A 21,092-nucleotide genomic window follows, 5' to 3' on the forward strand; every position below is an offset into this window, starting at 1 on the left:
CTTACATGGTGGCGGTCGCGACCGCCCTGCGCGTCGGCAGCGGCCCGGCCGACATGGCGCCGGTCGATGCGGCGCTGCATGCCTACAGCGAGGAGGTTGCCGCCGTGCGCAGCGAGGGTCTGACCCGGGGCCTTCCGGTCGATGCGATGGAGCGGTTCTTCGCGCTCGGCTTTTCGCTCGACCAGATGCGGCAGAACCTGAACGACCTCAAGCGCTGTCACGGCAATTGGTGCACCAACGAGGATGCCTCGGGGAAGATCGTCACTGAGACACCGGAGAAGAGCGCGGCGTGATCCCGCGCTACGCCGTCCGGCGCGTCAGGCCCTTGCTCTGCATGCGCCAGATCAGGAGATCAATCCGGTCCTGACCGAAGAACGGCTCGTCCTCGAAGACGAAGGTCGGCACGCCCCAATGGCCGGAGGAAACGTGCGCGTCCTCGTTGCCCTTGATGACCTGCTCAAAGCGATCGGGATCGGTAGCGATCGCCGCATCCATCGCAGCGAGATCGAAGCCGGCGGCATCAGCCGCTTGTGCCAGATGATCGCCCTCGTTCCAGCCCTTGACCGAGCCGTCCCACAGCACGCGGCTGATGGCGGAAGTGAAGGCGAGCGCTCGTCCCTCGAGCTGGGCGGCGGCGCCGAGCCGGGTCAGGCGATGAATGTAGGGCTGATGCGTGGCGACGTCGAGCGTCGTCATGTCCTGCACGATCGGGTCCGGGCGCGGAAAGCGGAACGGGATGTTCTCGTGCTTGGCGACGCGGCTGGAGTCGAGCACGACATAGCGAGCGAAACGCGGATCGGTCTTCTTGAAGAAGCCGGGCACGCGCACCGCGAGCGGATAAACCGGCCGCAGAGTAACCGCCACATCGTAGTCGGCGACCATCTGCAGCGTCTTCGGCAGCGCTAGATAACTGTAGGGGCTGCGGAACGAGAAGAACAGGTCGACCGACAGGGTCATGCGCTAGCCGCCAGCCTTGCGCAGCATCACGGGCACGATCAGGCGGTGGAACGGCATGATCACTGCAAGATAGGTGCGCCCGAGCCAGTTGTGGGTGAGCACCAGCGTGGTCGCGGTGATGCTGCGCGCGGCTCCTGCGGGCGCGATGTCGACTGGCGCGACGTCGACGACAAGCCGAAAGTCGAGATGCTTGTCGTTGAAGCCCGCGACCAGCCGCTCCGGAGTTTCGCTGACCACCGGAAATATCCCGATCATGTCGCACGCCACACCTTCAGTCGCGCCCGAGGTCTTCAGGCCGAACGGTGCGACCAGGAGATTGCGCAAGGCAACCAGCCATTCGAACCAGCGCGGCTGCCCTGCCACCATCGCCTCCGTCGCGTGCCGCGCATCGAGGTCGGGGCGCGTGGTCGCAATCCGGAACGCATCGGCAAACTGCGCGCCGGCGAGCAGCGCAGCGGAATCCACGTTCGGCGTGACCTCGTCGACCCTCATCCAACCAGTCTGCGTGCCAGCTGGCGGAAACGCAAGATCAGGAGGGTGGCATAAACCGCGGTCCCGAGCGACAGCCCGATCCAGACGCCGGGGGCGTTGAGCCTGCCCCAGAACGCAAGCGCGGAGGCCGAGGCGAACCCGATCAGCCAATAGCTGATGACGGCGAACAGCAGCGGCACCTGGGTGTCGTTCATGCCGCGCAACGCGCCGGCGCAGGTGGTCTGGACACCGTCGGCGATGAAGAAGGTCGCGCCGATCAAGAGCAGCGCCGCGGTGAGCTGCGCGGTGGCGTCAGAGGCCTCACCGAGGAACAGCGCGGCGATCTCGAAGCGGGCCAGGATCACCGCAAGCGTCATGATGCTCATAAAGACGCCGCTGAGCCCGACGGCGACGAAGCCTGCGCGCTGCACTCCGTCGGTGTCGCGCCGGCCGACGGCCTGGCCGACCCGCACGGTCGCAGCCATGCTGACGCCGAACGGCACCATGAATAGGATCGCCGCGATCTGCAGCGCGATCTGGTGCGCAGCCAGCGCCGTGGTGCTGATCAGCCCCATCAAGAGGCCGGCCGCGCCGAACAGGCCGTATTCGAGCAGAAAGGCAATCGAGATCGGCGCGCCGACGGCGACAAGCTTGCCCATCAGCGGCCAGTCGATGCGCCAGACGCGGCTGAACACATGGTATTTGCGGAACGGGCGGCGCCGCGCCGCGAACCACACGCCGGCGAGGAAGGTGCCGAGGTTGACGATCGTGGTCGCAAGCCCGGCGCCGAACATGCCGAGCTCGGGCATGCCCCATTTGCCGTAGAGCAACAGGTAGACCATCAGCGCGTTGGCCGGGATCGCCGCGAGCGTGATCCACAGCACCGGCTCCGGCCGATTCACCGCACTCATGAAGCCGCGGAGCGCAATGAACCACAGCGCCGGCAGGATGCCCCAGCCGAGCCCGAACAGATATTGCTGCGCCAGATGCGCGGTAGCCTTGGTCTGGCCGAGCGCGAGCAGGATGCGCTCACCTTGGAACGGCAGCGCCATCAGCGGCAGCACCATGAAGAAGCCGGCCCACAGCCCGACGCGCAGCGCGCGCCGCATCACGCGCGGGTCGCGGGCGCCGAACGCCTGCGCGGCCAGTGGCGAGACCGCCGACATCATGCCCATGCCGATCGTGAAGCTGACGAAATAAACGGTATGCGCCAGCGCCGCCGCGGCGATGCTTTCGCTGCCGAGTCGGCCGATGAAGGCGAGATCTGTCGTCATCATCGCGATCTGCCCGAGCTGCGTCAGCGCAAGCGGCACCGCGAGCTTCAGCGTCTCCGCGAGCTCCGCCGTGAGCAGCTTGCGGGGTACGGCAAACGCCGCCCCGGAGGGGGCGACGGTCGCGCGCGCCGCGGCCGGGTCGATCTTGTCGATGCAGGTCATGATGGCACGTCTAGCACGGCAAACCGGCCGGAAGGATGGCCAAGCTGCCGCAGGAAGTTAGGTTCGCGCGGGGATCCGCTTGATCTTGGCGCCGAGCGCGTTGAGACGCTCGTCGATCCGCTCATAGCCGCGCTCGATCTGGTCGGCGTTGTTGATGGTGGAGGTGCCGTTGGCGCACACCGCGGCAAGCAGCATCGCCATACCGGCGCGAATGTCGGGCGAATTCATCGGCGCGCCGCGCAGCCGGCTCGGACCGGCCACGATCGCGCGATGCGGATCGCACAGCACGATGCGGCCGCCCATCGCGATCAGATTGTCGACGAAGAACATCCGCGACTCGAACATCTTCTCGTGCATCAGGATGACGCCGTCGCACTGCGTCGCAGTTACGATCGCGATCGACATCAGATCCGCCGGGAAGGCCGGCCAGGGTTGGTCCTCGAGCTTCGGCACGTGGCCGCCGAAATCGTCGTGGATCTTCATGGTCTGGTTCGACGGCACGACGAGGTCGTCGCCCTCGACGCCGCAGACGATGCCGAGCCGCTCAAAACCCATCCGGATCGAGCGCAGATGCTCGACGCCGGCGCGCGCGATGCGCAGCGGCGAGCGGGTCACCGCGGCAAGCCCGATCAGCGAACCGACCTCGATATGATCGGGCTGGATCGCGAAACTCGCGCTGCCGAGCGTCGCCGGCCCGTGCACGGTGATGGTGTTGGTGCCGACGCCTTCGATCCTGGCGCCGAGCGCAATCAAAAAATTGGCGAGATCCTGCACATGCGGTTCGGAGGCCGCGTTGCGCAGATAGGTGGTGCCGCGGGCGGCGACGGCGGCGACCAGCGCGTTCTCGGTCGCGGTGACGCTGGGCTCGTCGAGGAATACGTCGGCGCCCTTCAGCTTCGAGGCGCGGAATTCGAGCCGGTGCGTCGCAGTGACCGTGGCGCCGAGCTGTTCGAACGCCAAAAAGTGCGTGTCGAGCCGGCGGCGGCCGATCACGTCGCCGCCGGGCGGCGGCAGTGCGACCTCGCCGCAGCGGGCAAGCAGCGGCCCCGCGAGCAGGATCGAGGCGCGGATGCGCGCGCACAGAACCGGGTCCAGATCGGCGGCGCGGATCTCCTTGGCATGAATCTGCAGCGTGTTGCGCTCGGTCCATTCGGCGCTGGCGCCGACCGAGCGGCACAGCTCGACGAGCGTCTCGGTGTCGCGGATGCGCGGCACATTGGTCAGCGTGACCGGGTGCTCGGTGAGCAGGGCAGCGGCGATGATCGGCAGCGCGGAGTTCTTGTTGCCCGACGGCTCGATGGTGCCGGAAAGGCGGCGGCCGCCTTCGACGATGTATTGGATCGGCGGCACGCGGAATGTCCCCTAACGCATCATGCAGACTTGAATTCAAACTCGGCCATTCAAAATTCCGTAACGGAATCAATGGCTGTCCGGCACCGTAACACAGTTTCCGATGCAGCTTCCAGACGAAAGGTAGCGGTGCGATGGCGCCGGCCGCGCTGTCACGGAGGCGTCACTCTCGCCGCGCCATCGTGCGGGAAAGCGCGTGTCTGCCTCTGAGGACGACGGTCTGAGATATTGTAGCGAGCGGCCTCCCTACGCCGTCGTCCTGGCGAAAGCCAGGACCCATAACCACCGAGTTCGATTGGGAGTGAGATCGTGGCCCCAGCGTCGCGCAACAGCAAGCGGTTGGGGTAATGGGTCCTGGCTTTCGCCAGGACGACACTGAATACATTCACACTCTCTCAGGTGCAGGCCGTTAGATATCGATGGTGGCGCTGAGCGAGTTTTCCTGGATGAAGTCGCGGCGCGGTTCGACCACGTCACCCATCAGCTTGGTGAAGATATCGTCGGCCTCGTCGACCTCCTTGACCTTCACCTGGAGCAGCGAGCGCGCTTCAGTGTCCAGCGTGGTCTCCCACAGCTGCTCCGGGTTCATTTCGCCGAGACCTTTGTAGCGCTGCAGCGAGATGCCCTTGCGGGCGGCGTCGGTCACGGCCTCGAACAGGTCGACCGGACCGTGGATGATCTGCTCGGCATCCTTGCGCCGGAGCTTGCCCGCGCGCACGTAGATCTCCTGAAGCTCGGTGGCGTATTCATCAAGCTTGCGTGCATCGGCCGAGCCGAGAAAGGCGTCGTCGATCACGGCCGCTTCCTTGACGCCGCGCACGGTGCGCTCGAACTGGAAGCCCTGGCCTTCCGTGAACGTGCCGATCCATCCGCGCTCGACCTCGTCGGCCACGGCGTCCAGCCGCTTGGCGATGTACTCGGCGGCCGAACTGGCGGTCGCGATATCGCCGGTGATCCTGGGGTTCAGCACGCCCGCGATCGCGGCCTGCTCGATGACCGCGCGATTGTAGCGGCTGTGCAGGTTGCGCAGCACGGAGCGGATGATCCTTGCGTCTTCGACCAGCGCCAGCAAGTCGCGGCCCGAGCGGTCGTCGCCGGAGGCCGGTTTGAACACGCATTCGTCGAGTCCGGTCGAGATCAGATAATCCTCCAGCGCGCGCTCGTCCTTCAGGTACTGCTCGGACTTGCCGCGCGAGACCTTATAGAGCGGCGGCTGGGCGATATAGAGGAAGCCGCCATCGATGATCGAGCGCATCTGGCGATAGAAGAAGGTCAGCAGCAGCGTACGGATATGGGCGCCGTCGACGTCGGCGTCGGTCATCACGATGATCTTGTGGTAGCGCAGCTTGTCGACCGAGAAGTCGTCGCTGATGCCGGTGCCGAGCGCGGTGATCAGCGTGCCGATCTGCTCGGACGACAGCATCTTGTCGGGGCGCACGCGCTCGACATTGAGGATCTTGCCGCGCAGCGGCAGCACCGCCTGGAATTCGCGGTTGCGGCCCTGCTTGGCGCTGCCGCCTGCCGAGTCACCCTCGACGATGAACAGTTCGGACTTCGCCGGATCCTTCTCCTGGCAGTCGGCGAGCTTGCCGGGCAACGAGGAGACGCTGAGCGGGTTCTTGCGCGTCAGCTCGCGGGCCTTGCGCGCAGCCTCGCGGGCCGCGGCGGCCTGGATCACCTTGCCGACGATTTCCTTGGCTTCCTTCGGATTCTCCTCGAACCAGGCGGCAAGCGCCTCGTTCAGCACGTTCTCGACCACCGGTCGAACCTCCGAGGACACCAGCTTGTCCTTGGTCTGCGACGAGAATTTCGGATCGGGCACCTTCACCGACAGCACCGCGGTGAGGCCTTCACGGCAGTCGTCGCCGGTCAGCGCGATCTTTTCCTTCTTCGCATTGGCCTCGGCATAGCCGTTGACCTGGCGCGTCAGCGCGCCGCGGAAGCCGGCCAAATGGGTACCGCCGTCACGCTGCGGGATGTTGTTGGTGAAGCACAGCACGTTCTCGTGGTAGCTGTCGTTCCACCACAGCGCGGCTTCGACGCCGATGCCGTTGGCTTCCGAGCGCACCATGATCGGCGCCGGCACGATCGCCTTCTTGTTGCGGTCGAGATATTTGACGAACTCCTCGACGCCGCCGGAATAGTGCATCTCCTCGCGCTTCTCGACCGCGTGGCGCATGTCTGAGAGCACGATGTGGACGCCGGAATTGAGGAAGGCGAGCTCGCGCAGCCGGTGCTCGAGCGTGGCGAAATCATATTCGACGTTCTTGAAGGTCTCGGTCGAGGCGAGGAAAGTGACCTCGGTGCCGCGCTTGCCCGGGGCGTCGCCGACCACCTTGAGCGGCGCCACGGCATCGCCGTGCGCGAACTCGATGTAGTGTTCCTTGTCGTCGCGCCAGATCCGCAAGCCGAGCTTGCTGGAAAGCGCGTTGACGACGGAGACGCCGACGCCGTGCAGGCCGCCGGAAACCTTGTAGGAGTTCTGGTCGAACTTTCCGCCGGCGTGCAGCTGGGTCATGATGACCTCGGCCGCCGAGACGCCCTCGCCCTTGTGGATGTCGACCGGAATGCCGCGCCCGTCGTCATACACAGTAACGGAATTGTCGGCGTTGAGGGTGACGAGGACGCGGCTCGCATGGCCCGCCAGCGCCTCGTCGATCGCGTTGTCGACGACCTCGTAGACCATGTGATGCAGACCGGAACCGTCGTCGGTGTCGCCGATATACATGCCGGGCCGCTTGCGAACGGCGTCGAGGCCCTTCAGCACCCGGATCGATTCCGCACCATATTCAGCCGGAATGGGATGCTCAGATTCGGCAGGGGTCTGCCGGGCAGGTTCAGTCATGTGAGGCCTTCGAGGATGTCCCGAATCAGCTGCACAAAATGAGGCGCTGATTCCGCTATTTGTGCCACGAAAGAGATGTTGCGCCTAGCGCAAAGTCTCTCTCTACAAACTATTGAATAGATAGGATTTTTTAGGCCTCTTTCAAGACTTTCAAGGGCCGATTCCGAGGGCTCTGAAAAGCCCGATTCGGTGGCGGATTCGGAGCCCTTGTCGAGGCCGATTCTGCGACGCCGGAAACATGATGAGATCAGGCCGAATTGGAGCGGCTTCGGAGGTTCGCTTCTCACCGCTGGGCATCGGCAAACCGGCGGCGAGGGGACGCTGGCGCAATTTCGGAATATTAGAATAATGTTCCTGAGTTGCCCGACGTGTCAAGCTGCTTGGTCGAACGCCGGCCGCCGCCGGTTACTTTGCATGGGGTTGTTTTCGATATTTTGGCAATGCGCCCTGCGGCGGCGCCATCGCTTCAGATTGCCCTAGACTAGCCAATCAGCCGCGCCTTGTGGCGCGGCCGGACTCAACGTCGAAAATCTCGCCTCGCGGACCGATATCGACGAAGGCCGCGGGGTCGGCGCCGGTCATCCAGACCTGGGCGCCGAGCTTGCCGAGCTCTTCGAACAGCGCCTTGCGCCTGTTGGGGTCGAGGTGAGCGACGACCTCGTCGAGCAACAGCAGCGGCACGATGCCGGTCATCTCCGCAACCATCGTGGCGTGCGCCAGCACCAGCCCGATCAACAGCGCCTTCTGCTCGCCGGTCGAGGCGTCGCGCGCCGGCATGTTCTTCGGTGCGTAGACCACCTGCAGATCGGTGAGATGCGGGCCGTCCAGCGTGCGCCCGGCGGCCGCGTCGCGGGGGCGGCTCGCGCGCAGGATCTCGCGGTAGCGATCTTCTACCGCCGTCGCAGGTTCCTGCAGCAGCGCATTCTCCATCCAGCCATCGAGCATGATCTCGGCGGAGGGAAAGGCCGAGGCCGCACCGCGCTCGCGCAGCATCACCGCGAGCTTGGCGGCGGTCTGGCCGCGCGATGCGGCGACCGCGACCGCAAGCTCCGCGGTCTCGCGCTCGATCGCATCACACCAATGGTCGTCATAGTTGCGCACCTCGAGCAGCCGGTTGCGCGAGCGCAGCGATCGCTCCAGTGCGGAGACGCGGCCGGAATGCTCGGAATCGATGGCCAGCACCAGGCGGTCGAAGAAGCGCCGCCGTTCCGACGCCGCGCCCATGAACAGGCCGTCCATCGCGGGCGTCAGCCACACCATGCGCAGATGGTCGCCGAACGCGGTCGCGGAACCCACCGGTTCGCGATCGATGCGGCAGCGCCTGGTGTTGCTCGCCTCGCCGGTCGGCGGATCGATGCCGGTACCGAGCGTGGCGAGGCCGAGCGCGCCCTCGACTTCGGCCGACACCGCCCAGGAGCCGTCGCCCTGATTGTCGGCGATGTCCTCCAGGGTCGCGCGGCGCAGCCCGCGGCCCGGCGACAGGAACGAGACCGCCTCCATGCAATTGGTCTTGCCGGCGCCGTTCGGCCCGACCAGCACCACCATGTCGCCCGCGACCTGCAGCGTCGCCGCTCGGTAATTGCGGAAATGCGTCAGCGACAGGCGATGAATACGGGACGGGGTCATGGTTCCTTGTCATTGCCGGGCTTGACCCGGCAATCCATCGTCCGCGTCAGCGGACAATTTCATCATATAGATCGCGCCACTCGGGATTGCCTGCGACGATCAGGTCGATTTTCCACTCGCGCGACCAATGCTTGATATTCTTCTCGCGCTGCAGGGCGGCAGCGATCATCTCGTGGGGCTCGAAATAGACCAATGTCTTCACGCCATAACGCTTGGTGAAGCTCTCTGCCAGCTCCTCACGATGCTCGTAGATTCGTCGAACGAGATCGTTGGTAACGCCGATATACAGCGTTCCACCGGGCTTGCTCGCGAGGATGTGCACCCAATAGGTCATTTCTTGTTTGATGGATGGCCGGGTCAAGCCCGGCCATGACAAGGGGTCACACCCGCATCGGCATCAGCACGTAGAGTGCGCCCTTGCTGTCCTTGTCCTGCACGAGCGTTGGCGAGCCGGGATCGGCGAGCTTCAGCACTGCGACTTCGCCCTCGATCTGGGCGGCGATGTCGAGCAGATAGCGCGAGTTGAAGCCGATATCGAGCGCGTCGGAGGCGTACTCGACCTCGAGCTCTTCGGTGGCGCTGCCGGAATCCGGGTTGGTGACCGAGAGCACCAACTTGCCCGCGGACAACGCCAGCTTCACGGCGCGGCCGCGTTCGCTGGAAATGGTCGAGACCCGGTCGACGGCGGCCTCGAAATCCTTCTTGTCGACGACCAGTTCCTTGTCGTTGTTCTGCGGAATGACGCGGCCATAGTCGGGGAAGGTGCCGTCGATCAGTTTCGAGGTCAGCACCACATTGCCGAGCGTGAAGCGGATCTTGCCATCCGACAGCTCGATCGAAATCTCGGCGTCGTCGCCCTCGATCAGCCGCTGCACCTCGCCGACCGTCTTGCGCGGGACGATCACGCCGGGCATGCCGGTCGCGCCCTTGGGCAGCGCGAGGTCAATCTGGGCCAGGCGGTGGCCGTCGGTCGCGACGCCGCGCAGGGTCGCCGCCTTGGCGTTGCCGGCCGCGTGCAGATAGATGCCGTTGAGATAGTAGCGGGTCTCTTCGGTCGAGATCGCAAACTGGGTGCGGTCGATCAGGCGCTTGATGTCGGACGCCGGCAGCGAGAACGAATGCGTCATGTCGCCGGCGGCAAGGCCCGGGAAATCACTCTCGGGCAGGGTCTGCAGCGTGAAGCGCGAGCGGCCGGCACGCACGGCGAGCACCGAGCGGTCGCCGTCGGCCTCCAGCACGATCTGCGAGCCGTCGGGCAGCTTGCGGACGATATCGTAGAACATGTGCGCGGGCACCGTGGTCGAGCCGGCGGTTCCGGTCTCGGCGGCCAAGGTCTCCGTCACCTCGAGATCGAGGTCGGTCGCCTTCAGCGACAATTTGGCGCCCTCGGCGCGGATCAACACGTTGCCGAGGATCGGGATGGTGTTGCGGCGCTCGACCACGCGATGAACGTGACCCAGCGATTTCAGGAGTTGCGCGCGCTCGACGGTGACCTTCATTGCAATACCCGCCAGATCCCTCAGATGGAAAAGCCGGGCGGCCGTTCAGGGCAGCACCGCGGCGTTGGAAACCCGAAAAGCCGGATCAATACCGGATTTGATCAAACCCACGGGGGGACCGCAAGGTGGCTCGGATGAGCGGCCGGTGCAAGGGATACGGGCGCGAAACGGGCCCCGTTCCCCACGTTTTGGGTCGGAAAAAAGTTTAGCCCTCCCCTTTGGTTAAGGGGAGGGCCATGGAACGAGCCAGCCGGATGCGGCGACCCTATTCCTGGAGCTGGCGCTTCAGCGATTCGACTTCTTCCGACAGCGTCGTGTCCTTGGCGACCAGTGCCTCAATCTTGCGCACGGCATGCAGCACCGTGGTGTGGTCGCGGCCGCCGAAGCGCCGGCCGATCTCCGGCAGCGAGCGCAAGGTCAGCGTCTTCGCCAGATACATCGCAACCTGGCGCGGGCGCACCACATTGGCGGTGCGGCGGGACGACAAGAGATCGGAGCGGCTGACATTGTACTGCCGGGCGACCACGCGCTGGATGTCCTCGATCTTGATCCGCTTGGGCTCCTGCGGGCGGATCAGGTCGCGCACCTCGCGCTCGGCCATCTCCAGCGTCACCGGCTGGTTGTTGAGCTTGGAGTGCGCCAGCAGGCGGTTGATCGCGCCTTCGAGGTCGCGGCCATTATGGGTGATGGTCCGTGCCAGATAGTCGAGCACTTCCTCCGGCACGTCGAAGCTTGCGTGGTGGACACGGGCCGCGGCGACGCGCGACTTCAGGATGCCGAGCCGCAGTTCCTCGCCGAGCGAAGCCATCTCGACCACGAGGCCGCCGGCCAGTCGCGAGCGGACACGGTCGTCGAGGCTTTCGAGGTCGGACGGCGGACGGTCGGCCGCGATCACGACCTGGCGGCCGGCATCGATCAGCGCGTTCAGCGTGTGGCAGAACTCGGCCTGCGTCGACTTGCCCTGCAGGAACTGCAGATCGTCGATCACCAGCACGTCGATGCCGCGCAGCGCTTCCTTGAACGCCAGCGCCGTCTGCGTCTTCAGCGCCGCGACGAAGCCGTACATGAACTTCTCGGCGGTGAGATACAGCACCTTGCGCTCGCCGCCGGAATTGCCGGCCCAGGTCACCGCCTGCAGCAGATGGGTCTTGCCGAGGCCGACGCCGGCATGGATGTAGAGCGGGTTGAACATCACGGGATCGCCGCGGCGTCCTTCCGCAACCTGGCGCGCAGCCGCATGGGCCAGCGTGTTGGAGCGGCCGACGACGAAGCTTGCAAAGGTCAGGCGCGGATCGAGCGGCGAGCCGCCGAGCGCATCATGGCTCGCGGACACCGGCGCGGTCGCGAATGCCCGCAGTTCCGGCGCGGGACGGCCGTCGTTGCGCTCGACACGGCGCACTTCGACCGGTGCAACCGCTTCCTTCGCCGGAACCGCCGCACGGATCGCCGAACGCACCGTGAGGTCGATGCGATGCACTTCGGGCATCTCGGCCTGCCAGCAGGAGAGCACGCGCTCGGCATAATGCGCCTGAATCCAGCTCTTGAGGAACCGGGTCGGAACCGACAGGTGCACGCTCTCGTCGTGCACGCTCTCGAGATCCATCCGCGCGAACCAGCTCGTGTAAACGTCCTCGCCAACACTCGTCCGCAAACGTCCCTTCACCCGCGACCAGCGATCCTGTTCCGTGTTCGTCATTGCCTTCGTACTTCCAAGTCTGAGAGATAATTGTTGCGAAAGCGCCGCGCAGGTTTGCTGCCACGACGCGACCTCCAGCGGGCGCGGTCTGCTCCGGACAAAGCTCTCCCGTGCGGCGGCCATGTGCCACGCGACAGATCAGCTGTTTGGAGAAGATGCGTCCCGCGAGGTCAGCGCGTACTCGACGGCCTCTGGGGGGAAGAGCCAACGTCCGAGGAGTTGATTACGGCACCACTGGAAATCTGCACTTCAGTTGTCGTCGGTTCGACTGCAGTGATGATACCGTAAGGCATAAGTCCTCCCCCTCCCGCCGCGACGTATCGCGGCAAGTTGTCAGCTTGCTCGTGTCTTTCAATTCGAACTGCCGCTACCGAACACCGAGATGCCCGGTGCTTCGCCGCCGCGTGTCGTCGTCAACCCGTTCGCTCGCGCCGCGTTCCCGTTGCTGGATTCCGACTGACGCCTGGTCTCTCTTGTTCGATCCCCCAAATTGCCGGGGACATCGCCGGAGAAATTTTGACACAGGTCGACCGTCCTCATATCGCTATGAGCCGTCAATCCAGCTTCGCTTGGAAAGCGTCGCTAACGCACACACCGCCGCCGATTTGTGCGTCCGCCCTTGGGTCTCAAACCGCGCTGATCTGGAGAACCGTGGGCGTCGCGAACAAGAAATAAATACACCAAGCGCATTTTCTGACAATCCGTGGATTCGACGGGGATCGCGACTCTTCGCAACTGTTGCGGCGTTGCCGATGCGGAGCTGCGAAAGCAAGTTTTTGAATCAGCGCACAGATTCACGCGTGTCACAAACGACGGTGCAATACCAAAAATTTTTCATAGAAAATTTACAATTGGTCTCGCGTCGGTCATTTTTCCAATCGCTGTCCGACGCTATGTGCATAAGTAACTCGCGAGACGTCATTTTTCTCGATTACTTTTGCAGGGTAACCCCACGTCGCAAATTTCAACGCGAGATATTCGCTCGCTATTCCATCCATCTAGCTTAGCGAAGAACAATCTGTGCGCGAGTGCGCTGCGTTAAGCATATTGTCCGGTAGAACTACGGACGCGACGAAACATGACACGCAGTTCGTTGCGCGGCAACGCGCATTGTTCTCGCGCTATGAAACTTCCACGACAAAAGTCGGGACAAAAACAAAAAGCCCGGCGCGAGCCGGGCTTCGTGACAGATCTGTTTTTCAGTCAGCTGAGTTGCAGCTCACTTGGCGAGCTTGGCGATGCTCTGCGTGAGGCGCGACACCTTCCGACTCGCGAGGTTCTTGTGAATGATGTTGCGCTGCGCCGCCTTCATCAGCTCGGGCTCGGCCTTGGTCATCGCCTTGAGTGCCGCCTCGCGGTCGCCGCTCTTGATCGCTTCCTCGACGGTACGCACCGCGCCACGCATCTGGGTGCGGCGCGACTTGTTGATGATGGTGCGGCGGGCAATCTTGCGGGTCGCCTTCTTGGCGGAGGTGGTGTTGGCCATGGTTCTCTAACTTGTCCTTCGGCGGTGATCGCTCAGTGGTCGGGCTTGCGCGCACCGGCCGGTTCAAATCTCGACTCTGATGTATTTGTCCAAGGTATTGACTTGGGTGTCCTTGAGGCGGCCATGCGAAGAGCGCAAATAGCTGCCCCCGCATGCGGCACTGTCCAAAGAACAGCGGCGGCAGGATTGCGCCCGCCGCCATCGGCCGGTCTTATAGATGGCGCAGGCGTAAGCGTCAACGCTTTCGGGGCTCAAAAAGGGGCCGAAATCGGGCCTGGGAGGGCCGGATAAGCCGCTGAAGAGGTTGAATTTCCGGGAGGCGCCCGGTAAGGCCTGACGACGCGTGGGGCGTGACAGGGAGTTTGGGTGACGCATGATCCGCGGCTTTTTCCGTCTGATCGGCCTTTTGCTGCTGGCTGGCAGCTTCATCTTCATGGTCTATGACGGAGCCCGTTACGTCGCCGACCAGAGCCTGCGGTTCACCCAATTCGGCCAGTTCTGGAACGACATCCATCAGTCGAGCCAGCAGGCGTTCCACGCGTGGCTGGATCACCTCGCGCCCTGGCTCTGGAACAGTGTGGTCCGCCTGATCCTCGAGCAGCCGGTGTTCGCGGTGCTCGGTATCCTGGGCATCCTGCTGATGATCCTGTTCCGGCCGCGCAAGCCCCTGATCGGCTATTCACGCGACTGACTTTGGTCTCCGCAGTCTCCTTGGCTGCAGCCTCCTCGGCCGCAGCCATCGGTAACGGGGCTGCCATCATCTGCGTAAGGACATATATAGGTGACAGCCGGCCCGCAGGCCGCAGCCCGCGTCGGCCGATGTCCCGCCTGGAGGTATCCATGTTGTTCATGCGCAAGACTACCGCGTTGCCAAGCGCCGCCGAGGCGCTGCCGGGCCGCGCGACGCCGATCCCGACCGCGACCACCCATTTCGTCAACGGCAGCAAGTTGACGCCGCCTTATCCGCAAGGCCTCGAGCAGGCAGTGTTCGGGCTCGGCTGCTTCTGGGGCGCGGAGCGCAAGTTCTGGGAACTCGGCGACGGAATCTACACCACCGCGGTCGGCTATGCCGGCGGCCACACGCCGAACCCGACCTATGAGGAGGTGTGCTCGGGACGCACCGGCCACACCGAAGTTGTGCTGGTCGTGTTCGACCCGAAGAAGATCTCCTACGAGAAGCTCCTGAAGACGTTCTGGGAGAACCACAACCCGACGCAGGGCATGCGCCAGGGCAATGACATCGGCACGCAGTATCGCTCCGCGATCTACACCTTCAGCGACGCGCAGCGCAAAGCCGCGGATGCGTCGCAGGCGATGTATCAGAAGGCGCTTGCCGCCAAGGGCCTCGGCGCGATCACGACTGATGTCGCCGCGGCCGGCGAGTTCTACTTCGCCGAGGACTATCACCAGCAGTACCTCGCCAAGAATCCGGCGGGCTATTGCGGGCTCGGCGGCACCGGCGTGTCCTGCCCGATCGGCGTCGGCGTCACCGCCTGATCGTCCTGCTTGAGAAACGGTCGCTCCGGAAACGCGCTCCCCGCTTTTCCGGAGGCCGGCCCTGGATCGAGGGGGAGGCGGGCTTTCCGGCTCTCTACTCGATCTCCGAAAACCCTTTATTAACCATAAGTGGTGCAAGACTGGGCCTGTCTCGCCGTTGAGGGATAAGTCCGGTGCCGGTTGCACGCGCGTTACGATTGCCGATCACTGCCGTTGTGGCTGCGCTCGCGCTGTCTGGCTGCATGAGCACGTCCGGTCCGGTTGCCGTCGGTCCGCAAGGTGTCGATGCCGTCACGTATGGCCCGGCCTACGCACCGCCCCCGGTTGCCGATGCAGGCGGTGGTGGTGCGATCAGCGCCTTGCGATCGGCCTTCGCCAGCACGTCTCCTGGTTATGGCTATGCCGCCCCGGTCGTTTATGCCGCTGCACCGGGTGGTCCCGCCGGTTACGACAATTCCTATCATCTCGGCCCGGGCGACAAGCTCCGCGTCGTGGTCTATGGCCAGGAAGGCCTGACCAACTCCTACGCGATCGACGCCGCCGGCGCGATCACCATGCCGCTGATCGGCTCGGTGCCGGCACGCGGCCGCACGCCGGCCGGACTCGCCGGCGAAATCTCGGCGCGGCTGCGCAACGGCTTCATCCGCGAGCCGTCGGTGGCGGTCGAGATCGAGTCCTACCGGCCGTTCTTCATCCTCGGCGAGGTCCAGGCTCCCGGCCAGTATCCCTACGTGCCGAACATGACCGTCGAAAGCGCAGTCGCGATCGCCGGCGGCTTCTCGCCGCGCGCCCGCCGCGACAGCGTGACACTGACCCACACCGACGCGTCCGGCGCCGGCCGTTTCGTGGTGCCGCTGGGCACGCCGATGAGCCCGGGCGATACAGTGTTCGTCGGCGAGCGCTGGTTTTAGGGGAAATTTCCATCCACCCGTCATTCCCCGGTGCGCAATTGCGCCCCTGAGGATGCGCTGTAAGGCGCAGGCCCCGAATCCATTCCACCACGAATGATGCGCCGAAATGGATTCCGGCTCGCGCTTCGCGCGCCCCGGAATGACGAGATGGAAAAAGCTGCGGCTTATTTCCGCAAATGCTTCGCGAAAAATTCCATGCTGCGCGGCCAAGCGGTGTCGGCGCTGGCCTTGTCGTAGCTTGCGCGCTCGTCGCAATGGAAGCCGTGCTGCGCTCCGGGATAGATGAAGACCTCGACCTCGGGCCGCTTCGACTTGATGGTCTCGACATCGCTCAAGGGAATGCCGGCATCCTTCTCGCCGAAATGCAGCTGCGTCGGCACGGCCGGCTTGTCGTCGGCGAAGCGTATAACGGCGCCGCCGTAATAGCCGATCGCAGCCGACAGCCCTGACAGCTTGGTCGCGGCCGCATAGGCGATGCTGCCGCCGAGGCAGAAGCCGATGATGCCGACCGGTCCGACCGACTTCACCGCATCGATCGCCGCCTGGCTGTCGCGCAGCATCGCCGCGAAGTCCGGATTGGCAACGAATTTGCGCGCCTCGGCGATTTCCTCGGGAGAATAGCCGCTCTGGAAGTTCGGTGTGATGCGGTCGAAGATCGAGGGCGCGATCGCGACATAGCCTTCGCTCGCCAGCCGGTCGCAGACCGAGCGGATGTGGTGATTGACGCCGAAGATCTCCTGGATCACGACGACGGCGCCCTTCGGTGCGCCGGCAGGGTCGGCGCGATAGGCCCCGAGTTCAAATCCGTCCGAAGCCTTGAGCCTGATATCTTGTCCCATGGTCCATCCTTGTCATGTTGGGGGTTGCATGAAGTTCGTTGACGAGGGTTAGCGCCACATCCAGTTCTCGCCCCAGTCGGCTTTCCAGCCGGTCAGCCGTTGCTTGCGGAACTGGAGAAAGAGGCGGTCGTGGTGCGGGAACAGCCCGCTGCCGCCGATATCGCGGAAGGTCAGGAATATCTCGTTGCCGGGCCGCCCACTGACATAGGTGAAGGGTGTGCCGAGTGCGCGCTGCGCGTCCGCGACGCCCATCCCGAACGCCAGCGGCGTGCTGTTCGACAGCGTCGCAGTGAAGGTGGACGGGGCCGTGACGAACGGCAGCTTTTGCGCGCTCGCTTCTGTTGCGGCGGCAGTCAGCAGCAGCGCGACGGCGATCGTCTTCATAATGTGTCCTTCACTTGATCGTTTACTTGCACTTGATCCCTTACTTGGCCTCAAGGCCGTCCAGGAATGGCCGCACCACGGCGATGAAGGCTTGCGGCTGGTCGATGTTGACCGCATGGCCGGCGTTCGGGATCACCGCCTTCTGCGCGCCCGGGATCTTTGCCGCCATGTAATCGGACGCAGCCAGGAACGGCGTGTCATCGGCGCCGACAACAACCAGTGCTGGCACCTTGATTCCGGGCAGCGATTCGATCACCCGCGCGTCGCGCTGCGCCAGCATCCCGCGCGCGGCGAGCGCCAGGCCCCGGGCGTTGCGATGCGCGACCGTCGCGCGCTCGGCGCTCGCCGACTTCAGCACCTCTAGCCCTTCGCGATCGAAGCGATCACCGGTGTCGCGGGCGCGCTTGTTCCAGACCTCGCGGGCGTCGTCCTTCTTGAATCCCGGGCCGGTGTCGATGATCAGCAGCGCGCGCACCCGCTCCGGATGGGCGCGATGAAAGGCGAGCGACATGTAGCCGCCGAGCGACAGGCCTCCGACGATCGCCTGGTCGGCGCCGGCGGCGTCGAGCAGGGCGGCGATGTCGCCGACGGTCAGGGCTTCGCTGTAGGCATCCGGATTGTCGGGATAGTCGGACTGGCCGTGCCCGCGCATGTCCCACAGGATCAGCTTGTGCCGCTTCGACAGCGCCTCGATCTGGCCCTGCCACATCGCCGAGGTCGACGAATAGCCGTGGGTGAGGATCAAAGGCGGGCCGCTGCCGTGAATCTCATAATAGATATCGACGCCGCTGCGGTTGAGCTTGGCCATTGACGGGCTCCTTCTGTTGTCGACGTCAGGTCCGGCGGCGCTACCGACCTTGGTAGGAGCCATCGATACGGCATCAATACTGGCATTTCAAAAGCTTCATGCCGTTGCCGCATCGCACAACCGGCAGTTTCCGAAATTTATTCCTTTCGAGCAATTCCAAATTGGATTGCCTCCAGCCGGGAACCGGATCATTGTTTCGGCAACTGTCGCTTACCCGGTGGGCGCCAGCCATGACCCAACAGTGAGTTGCCGCCGTAAGCGGCTTCCGCCACCGGAAGGGGAGAGAGATGCCAAATCTCAATATCAACGGACGGAATATGTCCGTCGAGGCGGCCGGTGACACGCCGCTGCTTTGGGTCATCCGCGAGCAATTGCAGATGACGGGCACCAAATTCGGTTGCGGCGCCGGTCTCTGTGGCGCCTGCACGGTTCACGTCAACGGCGAAGCAGTGCGGTCCTGCCAGACCTCGCTCGCCGACGCCGTCGGCAAGAAGATCACCACCATCGAAGGTCTCTCCGCCAAGGGCGAACATCCCTTGCAGAAGGCCTGGGTCGCCGAGCAGGTGCCGCAATGCGGCTACTGTCAGTCCGGCCAGATCATGCAGGCCGCAGCGCTGCTGTCGAAGAACACCAACCCGACGAAGGAAGAAGTGGTCGCGCATATGGACGGCAATCTCTGCCGTTGCATGACCTATTCACGAATCCAGAAGGCGATCATGCGCGCTGCGTCCGACATGCGCACCGCATCGGCCACCGGATCCGAGCGGAGGGCCACATGAACAAGCACGTGAAGAGTCTCGCCCCTGAGGCGACCGATCTCAGCCGTCGTTCCTTCCTGGTCGGCACCGCTGCAACCGGCCTCGTGCTCGGCTACGCCGCATCCGGCGTCGATCACGCGCTCGCAGCGCCGGCACCCGCCAACTTCGAACCGAGCGTCTGGTATTCGATCTCGCCCGATGGCCTCGTCACCGTGACCTGCGGCAAGGCCGACATGGGCCAGCACGTCGCCTCGACCATGGCGCAGATCGTGGCCGAAGAGCTCGGCGCGAACTGGAAGGACATGCGGGTCCAGCTCGCCTCCAACGACCCGAAGTACAACGATCCCGTGCTGGGCGCGCAGATCACCGGCGGCAGCTGGTCGACGATGATGAACTTCGACGCCATGAGCCGCGCCGGCGCCGCTGGCCGTATCGCATTGACCGAGGCGGCTGCCGCTTCGATGGGCGTGCCGGCCGGTGAGCTGGTGGTGCGCGCGTCGACGATCAGCCATCCGAAGTCGAAGAAGTCGATGTCGTTCGCCGACGTCGTGAAGAGCGGCAAGGCGACCAAGACCTTCACGGCGGATGATCTGAAGGCGATCAAGCTGAAGACGCCCGACCAGTACACCATGATCGGCGTCTCGGTGCCGCAGCTCGACATTCCGTTGAAGGTCAACGGCACGGCCAAGTACGGCATCGACACGATGTTGCCGGGCATGGTCTACGGCGCGCTGGTCACTCCGCCGGTCCGCTACGGTGCCACCGTGAAGTCGGTCGACGATAGCGCGGCCAAGAAGCTGCCGGGCTTCATCAAGGCCGTCACCCTGGACGACAAGACCACAACCACGACCGGTTGGGTCGTCGCGGTCGCCAGCACCTATGCGCAGGCGAAGAAAGCCGCCGAGGCGCTGAAGATCAGCTACGATGCTGGTCCGAACGCAAAAGCGTCGAGCGAATCGCTGCTGACTGAAGCCAAGCGGCTTCAGGGGCTGAGCGATTCCGGCCAGTTCTTCGTCAAGGACGGCGATCCGGATGCGGCCTTCGGCTCGGCGGCCAAGGTGTTGGAGGCGGAATACACCACCAACATCAACATCCACGCGCCGATGGAGCCGATGAACGCCACCGCGGAGTTCAAGGGCGACATCCTGCACATCTATTCCGGCAACCAGTTTGCGACGCGCTCCGGTGCGATCGCGGCCGGCGCCGCCGGGATCGATCCGAAGTTCGTGGTGATGCACCAGACGTGGCTGGGCGGCGGCTTCGGCCGGCGTCTCGACGCCGACATGATGGTGCCCGCGGTGCAGGCGGCGAAGGCCGTCGGCAAGCCGGTCAAGGTCATCTACACGCGCGAGAACGACATGACGATGGATTTCTCGCGTCCATTGACCTTCCAGAAGGTGAAGGCCGGCGTGGACGGCGACGGCAAGCTCGTCGCATTGAGCCACGATGTCGTCTCGGCCTGGCCGACCCAGCGTTGGGGCATCCCCGACTTCCTGTCGCCCTCGGTCGACAAGAAGGGGCCGCTCGATGCTTTCACGGTGAACGGAGCGGACTTCTTCTACACCGTGCCTAACCACTATGTGCGGGCGATCAAGAACGAGATGGCGCACAACGCCACCCCGTCGGGTCAGCTCCGTTCGGTGGCGCCGGGCTGGACCTTCTGGGCGATCGAAAGCATGGTCGACGAGATCGCGCATGCGACCGGCAAGGACCCGGCGCAGCTCCGCATCTCGTTGCTCGACGGTAAGGGCAAGAATGACGGCGGCGCGCAGCGTCTCCGCAACACCTTGCTCGCTGCGATGGGTCTCGCCGGCTACGGCACCAAGCAGCTGCCCAAGGGCGAAGGCATGGGCGTGGCCTGCGTGTCGTCGCAGGAGCGCGCCACGGCGAGCTGGACCGCCTGCGTCGCCCACGTCGCCGTCGCCCCCTCGGGCGAGGTGACGGTGAAGAAGCTGACGGTTGCGACCGACGTTGGTACGCAGGTGAATCCCGATGGCATCCGGGCCCAGGTCGAGGGCGCGGCGTTGTGGGGCATGTCACTGGCGCTGTTCGAGAAGGCGACGTTGAAGGACGGCGGCATCGAGCAGACCAATTTCGACAGCTACACGCCGCTTCGGATGAGCCAGCTGCCGGAAGTCGCGGTCAACGTCATCGCCAATGGCGAGAAGGCGACCGGCGTCGGCGAGCCCGCCGTGACGGTGGTGGCGCCGGCGATCGGCAACGCCGTCTTCAACGCAGTCGGCGCCCGCGTCCGCGGCCTGCCGATCACCGCGGAAGCGGTAAAGGCTGCGATGAAGGCGTAACGGCCTGAACGAATGAGGACGCCGGAGAGCGTAATGCTCTCCGGCGTTTTTCTTTGCGCCGCGCTGGAGCCGGAAATAATTCATGATTCGCCGCCGACGCGTCCGGCCGCTTTTATTTCGGGCCGGCCTGATTTCGCTGGCGGATTCGACGATCCCTCAAATTGTATCTATTGCGCTTAACCGTCGTTCAGCATCCCCATTAAGCCGGAGGGAACGCATCGTCCGG

18 protein-coding genes and 1 pseudogene are annotated in these 21,092 nt (G+C 64.5%); 6 read left to right on the forward strand and 13 right to left on the reverse strand.

The window, feature by feature from the left end:
* Positions 1-293: pseudogene (locus H8A92_RS19060) on the forward strand (FUSC family protein); the annotation flags it as partial.
* A gap of 7 nt (positions 294-300) precedes the next feature.
* Here H8A92_RS19060 and H8A92_RS19065 read toward each other — a convergent pair.
* From H8A92_RS19065 to rpsT, 10 genes are all read right to left on the reverse strand, one after another.
* Entirely contained in the window at positions 301-957 is a 657-nt protein-coding gene (locus tag H8A92_RS19065) for a 2-hydroxychromene-2-carboxylate isomerase (RefSeq protein ID WP_229197186.1), read from the reverse strand.
* Between the two features lie 3 nt (positions 958-960).
* Positions 961-1,449, reverse strand: coding sequence for a DUF2867 domain-containing protein (locus H8A92_RS19070; protein WP_229197187.1), 489 nt, complete (start codon positions 1,447-1,449; stop codon positions 961-963).
* Positions 1,446-2,864 carry an MATE family efflux transporter gene (locus tag H8A92_RS19075; RefSeq protein ID WP_229197188.1) on the reverse strand — a complete coding sequence of 473 codons (1,419 nt, stop codon included), beginning with the start codon at positions 2,862-2,864 and terminating at the stop codon, positions 1,446-1,448. Before H8A92_RS19075 ends, H8A92_RS19070 begins: the two co-directional genes overlap by 4 nt.
* Positions 2,865-2,921: 57 nt before the next feature.
* Positions 2,922-4,214 carry a UDP-N-acetylglucosamine 1-carboxyvinyltransferase gene (gene murA, locus H8A92_RS19080; RefSeq protein WP_229197189.1) on the reverse strand — a complete coding sequence of 431 codons (1,293 nt, stop codon included), beginning with the start codon at positions 4,212-4,214 and terminating at the stop codon, positions 2,922-2,924.
* A 409-nt stretch (positions 4,215-4,623) separates the two neighbouring features.
* Entirely contained in the window at positions 4,624-7,059 is a 2,436-nt protein-coding gene (gene gyrB / locus H8A92_RS19085; RefSeq protein ID WP_229197190.1) for a DNA topoisomerase (ATP-hydrolyzing) subunit B, read from the reverse strand.
* Positions 7,060-7,548: 489 nt separating this feature from the next.
* Positions 7,549-8,685: a DNA replication/repair protein RecF gene (gene recF / locus H8A92_RS19090; protein WP_229197191.1), complete on the reverse strand. Its 1,137-nt coding sequence runs from the start codon at positions 8,683-8,685 to the stop codon at positions 7,549-7,551.
* A 46-nt stretch (positions 8,686-8,731) separates the two neighbouring features.
* Positions 8,732-9,019 carry a GIY-YIG nuclease family protein gene (locus H8A92_RS19095; protein WP_229197228.1) on the reverse strand — a complete coding sequence of 96 codons (288 nt, stop codon included), beginning with the start codon at positions 9,017-9,019 and terminating at the stop codon, positions 8,732-8,734.
* Between the two features lie 46 nt (positions 9,020-9,065).
* Positions 9,066-10,184, reverse strand: coding sequence for a DNA polymerase III subunit beta (dnaN, locus tag H8A92_RS19100; RefSeq protein WP_229197192.1), 1,119 nt, complete (start codon positions 10,182-10,184; stop codon positions 9,066-9,068).
* Positions 10,185-10,449: 265 nt separating this feature from the next.
* Positions 10,450-11,880: a chromosomal replication initiator protein DnaA gene (dnaA, locus tag H8A92_RS19105; RefSeq protein WP_163156695.1), complete on the reverse strand. Its 1,431-nt coding sequence runs from the start codon at positions 11,878-11,880 to the stop codon at positions 10,450-10,452.
* A gap of 1,219 nt (positions 11,881-13,099) precedes the next feature.
* Positions 13,100-13,366: a 30S ribosomal protein S20 gene (gene rpsT, locus H8A92_RS19110; protein WP_163156696.1), complete on the reverse strand. Its 267-nt coding sequence runs from the start codon at positions 13,364-13,366 to the stop codon at positions 13,100-13,102.
* Between the two features lie 373 nt (positions 13,367-13,739).
* Between rpsT and H8A92_RS19115 the strand changes: the two genes are divergently transcribed.
* The 3 genes from H8A92_RS19115 (at position 13,740) to H8A92_RS19125 (ending at position 15,774) form a co-directional block, all read left to right on the forward strand.
* Positions 13,740-14,057, forward strand: a complete 318-nt coding sequence (locus tag H8A92_RS19115) for a hypothetical protein (RefSeq protein WP_229197193.1) — start codon at positions 13,740-13,742, stop codon at positions 14,055-14,057.
* Positions 14,058-14,206: 149 nt separating this feature from the next.
* The gene (msrA, locus tag H8A92_RS19120) at positions 14,207-14,863 is read left to right on the forward strand and encodes a peptide-methionine (S)-S-oxide reductase MsrA (protein ID WP_229197194.1); all 657 of its coding nucleotides are present in this window, start codon (positions 14,207-14,209) and stop codon (positions 14,861-14,863) included.
* Positions 14,864-15,036: 173 nt separating this feature from the next.
* Entirely contained in the window at positions 15,037-15,774 is a 738-nt protein-coding gene (locus H8A92_RS19125) for a polysaccharide biosynthesis/export family protein (RefSeq protein ID WP_229197195.1), read from the forward strand.
* Between the two features lie 164 nt (positions 15,775-15,938).
* Here the strand turns inward: H8A92_RS19125 and H8A92_RS19130 are convergent, their stop codons facing one another.
* The 3 genes from H8A92_RS19130 to H8A92_RS19140 are packed head-to-tail and all read right to left on the reverse strand — an operon-like array spanning position 15,939 to position 17,805.
* On the reverse strand, positions 15,939-16,613 hold the full coding sequence (locus tag H8A92_RS19130; RefSeq protein WP_229197196.1) for a dienelactone hydrolase family protein: 675 nt from the start codon (positions 16,611-16,613) through the stop codon (positions 15,939-15,941).
* Positions 16,614-16,661: 48 nt separating this feature from the next.
* Entirely contained in the window at positions 16,662-16,997 is a 336-nt protein-coding gene (locus H8A92_RS19135) for a hypothetical protein (protein ID WP_229197197.1), read from the reverse strand.
* A gap of 40 nt (positions 16,998-17,037) precedes the next feature.
* A complete protein-coding gene (locus tag H8A92_RS19140) occupies positions 17,038-17,805 on the reverse strand; it encodes an alpha/beta fold hydrolase (RefSeq protein ID WP_229197198.1) in 768 nt (255 codons plus the stop codon).
* 287 nt (positions 17,806-18,092) lie between these two features.
* Between H8A92_RS19140 and H8A92_RS19145 the strand changes: the two genes are divergently transcribed.
* Both H8A92_RS19145 and H8A92_RS19150 read left to right on the forward strand, forming a co-directional pair.
* The gene (locus tag H8A92_RS19145; RefSeq protein ID WP_229197199.1) at positions 18,093-18,584 is read left to right on the forward strand and encodes a (2Fe-2S)-binding protein; all 492 of its coding nucleotides are present in this window, start codon (positions 18,093-18,095) and stop codon (positions 18,582-18,584) included.
* Positions 18,581-20,866: a xanthine dehydrogenase family protein molybdopterin-binding subunit gene (locus H8A92_RS19150; protein ID WP_229197200.1), complete on the forward strand. Its 2,286-nt coding sequence runs from the start codon at positions 18,581-18,583 to the stop codon at positions 20,864-20,866. The genes H8A92_RS19145 and H8A92_RS19150 overlap by 4 nt, the downstream gene beginning before the upstream one ends.
* Positions 20,867-21,092: the final 226 nt, after the last annotated feature.

The sequence above is a fragment of the Bradyrhizobium acaciae genome, assembly GCF_020889785.1.
GTDB lineage: Bacteria > Pseudomonadota > Alphaproteobacteria > Rhizobiales > Xanthobacteraceae > Bradyrhizobium > Bradyrhizobium acaciae.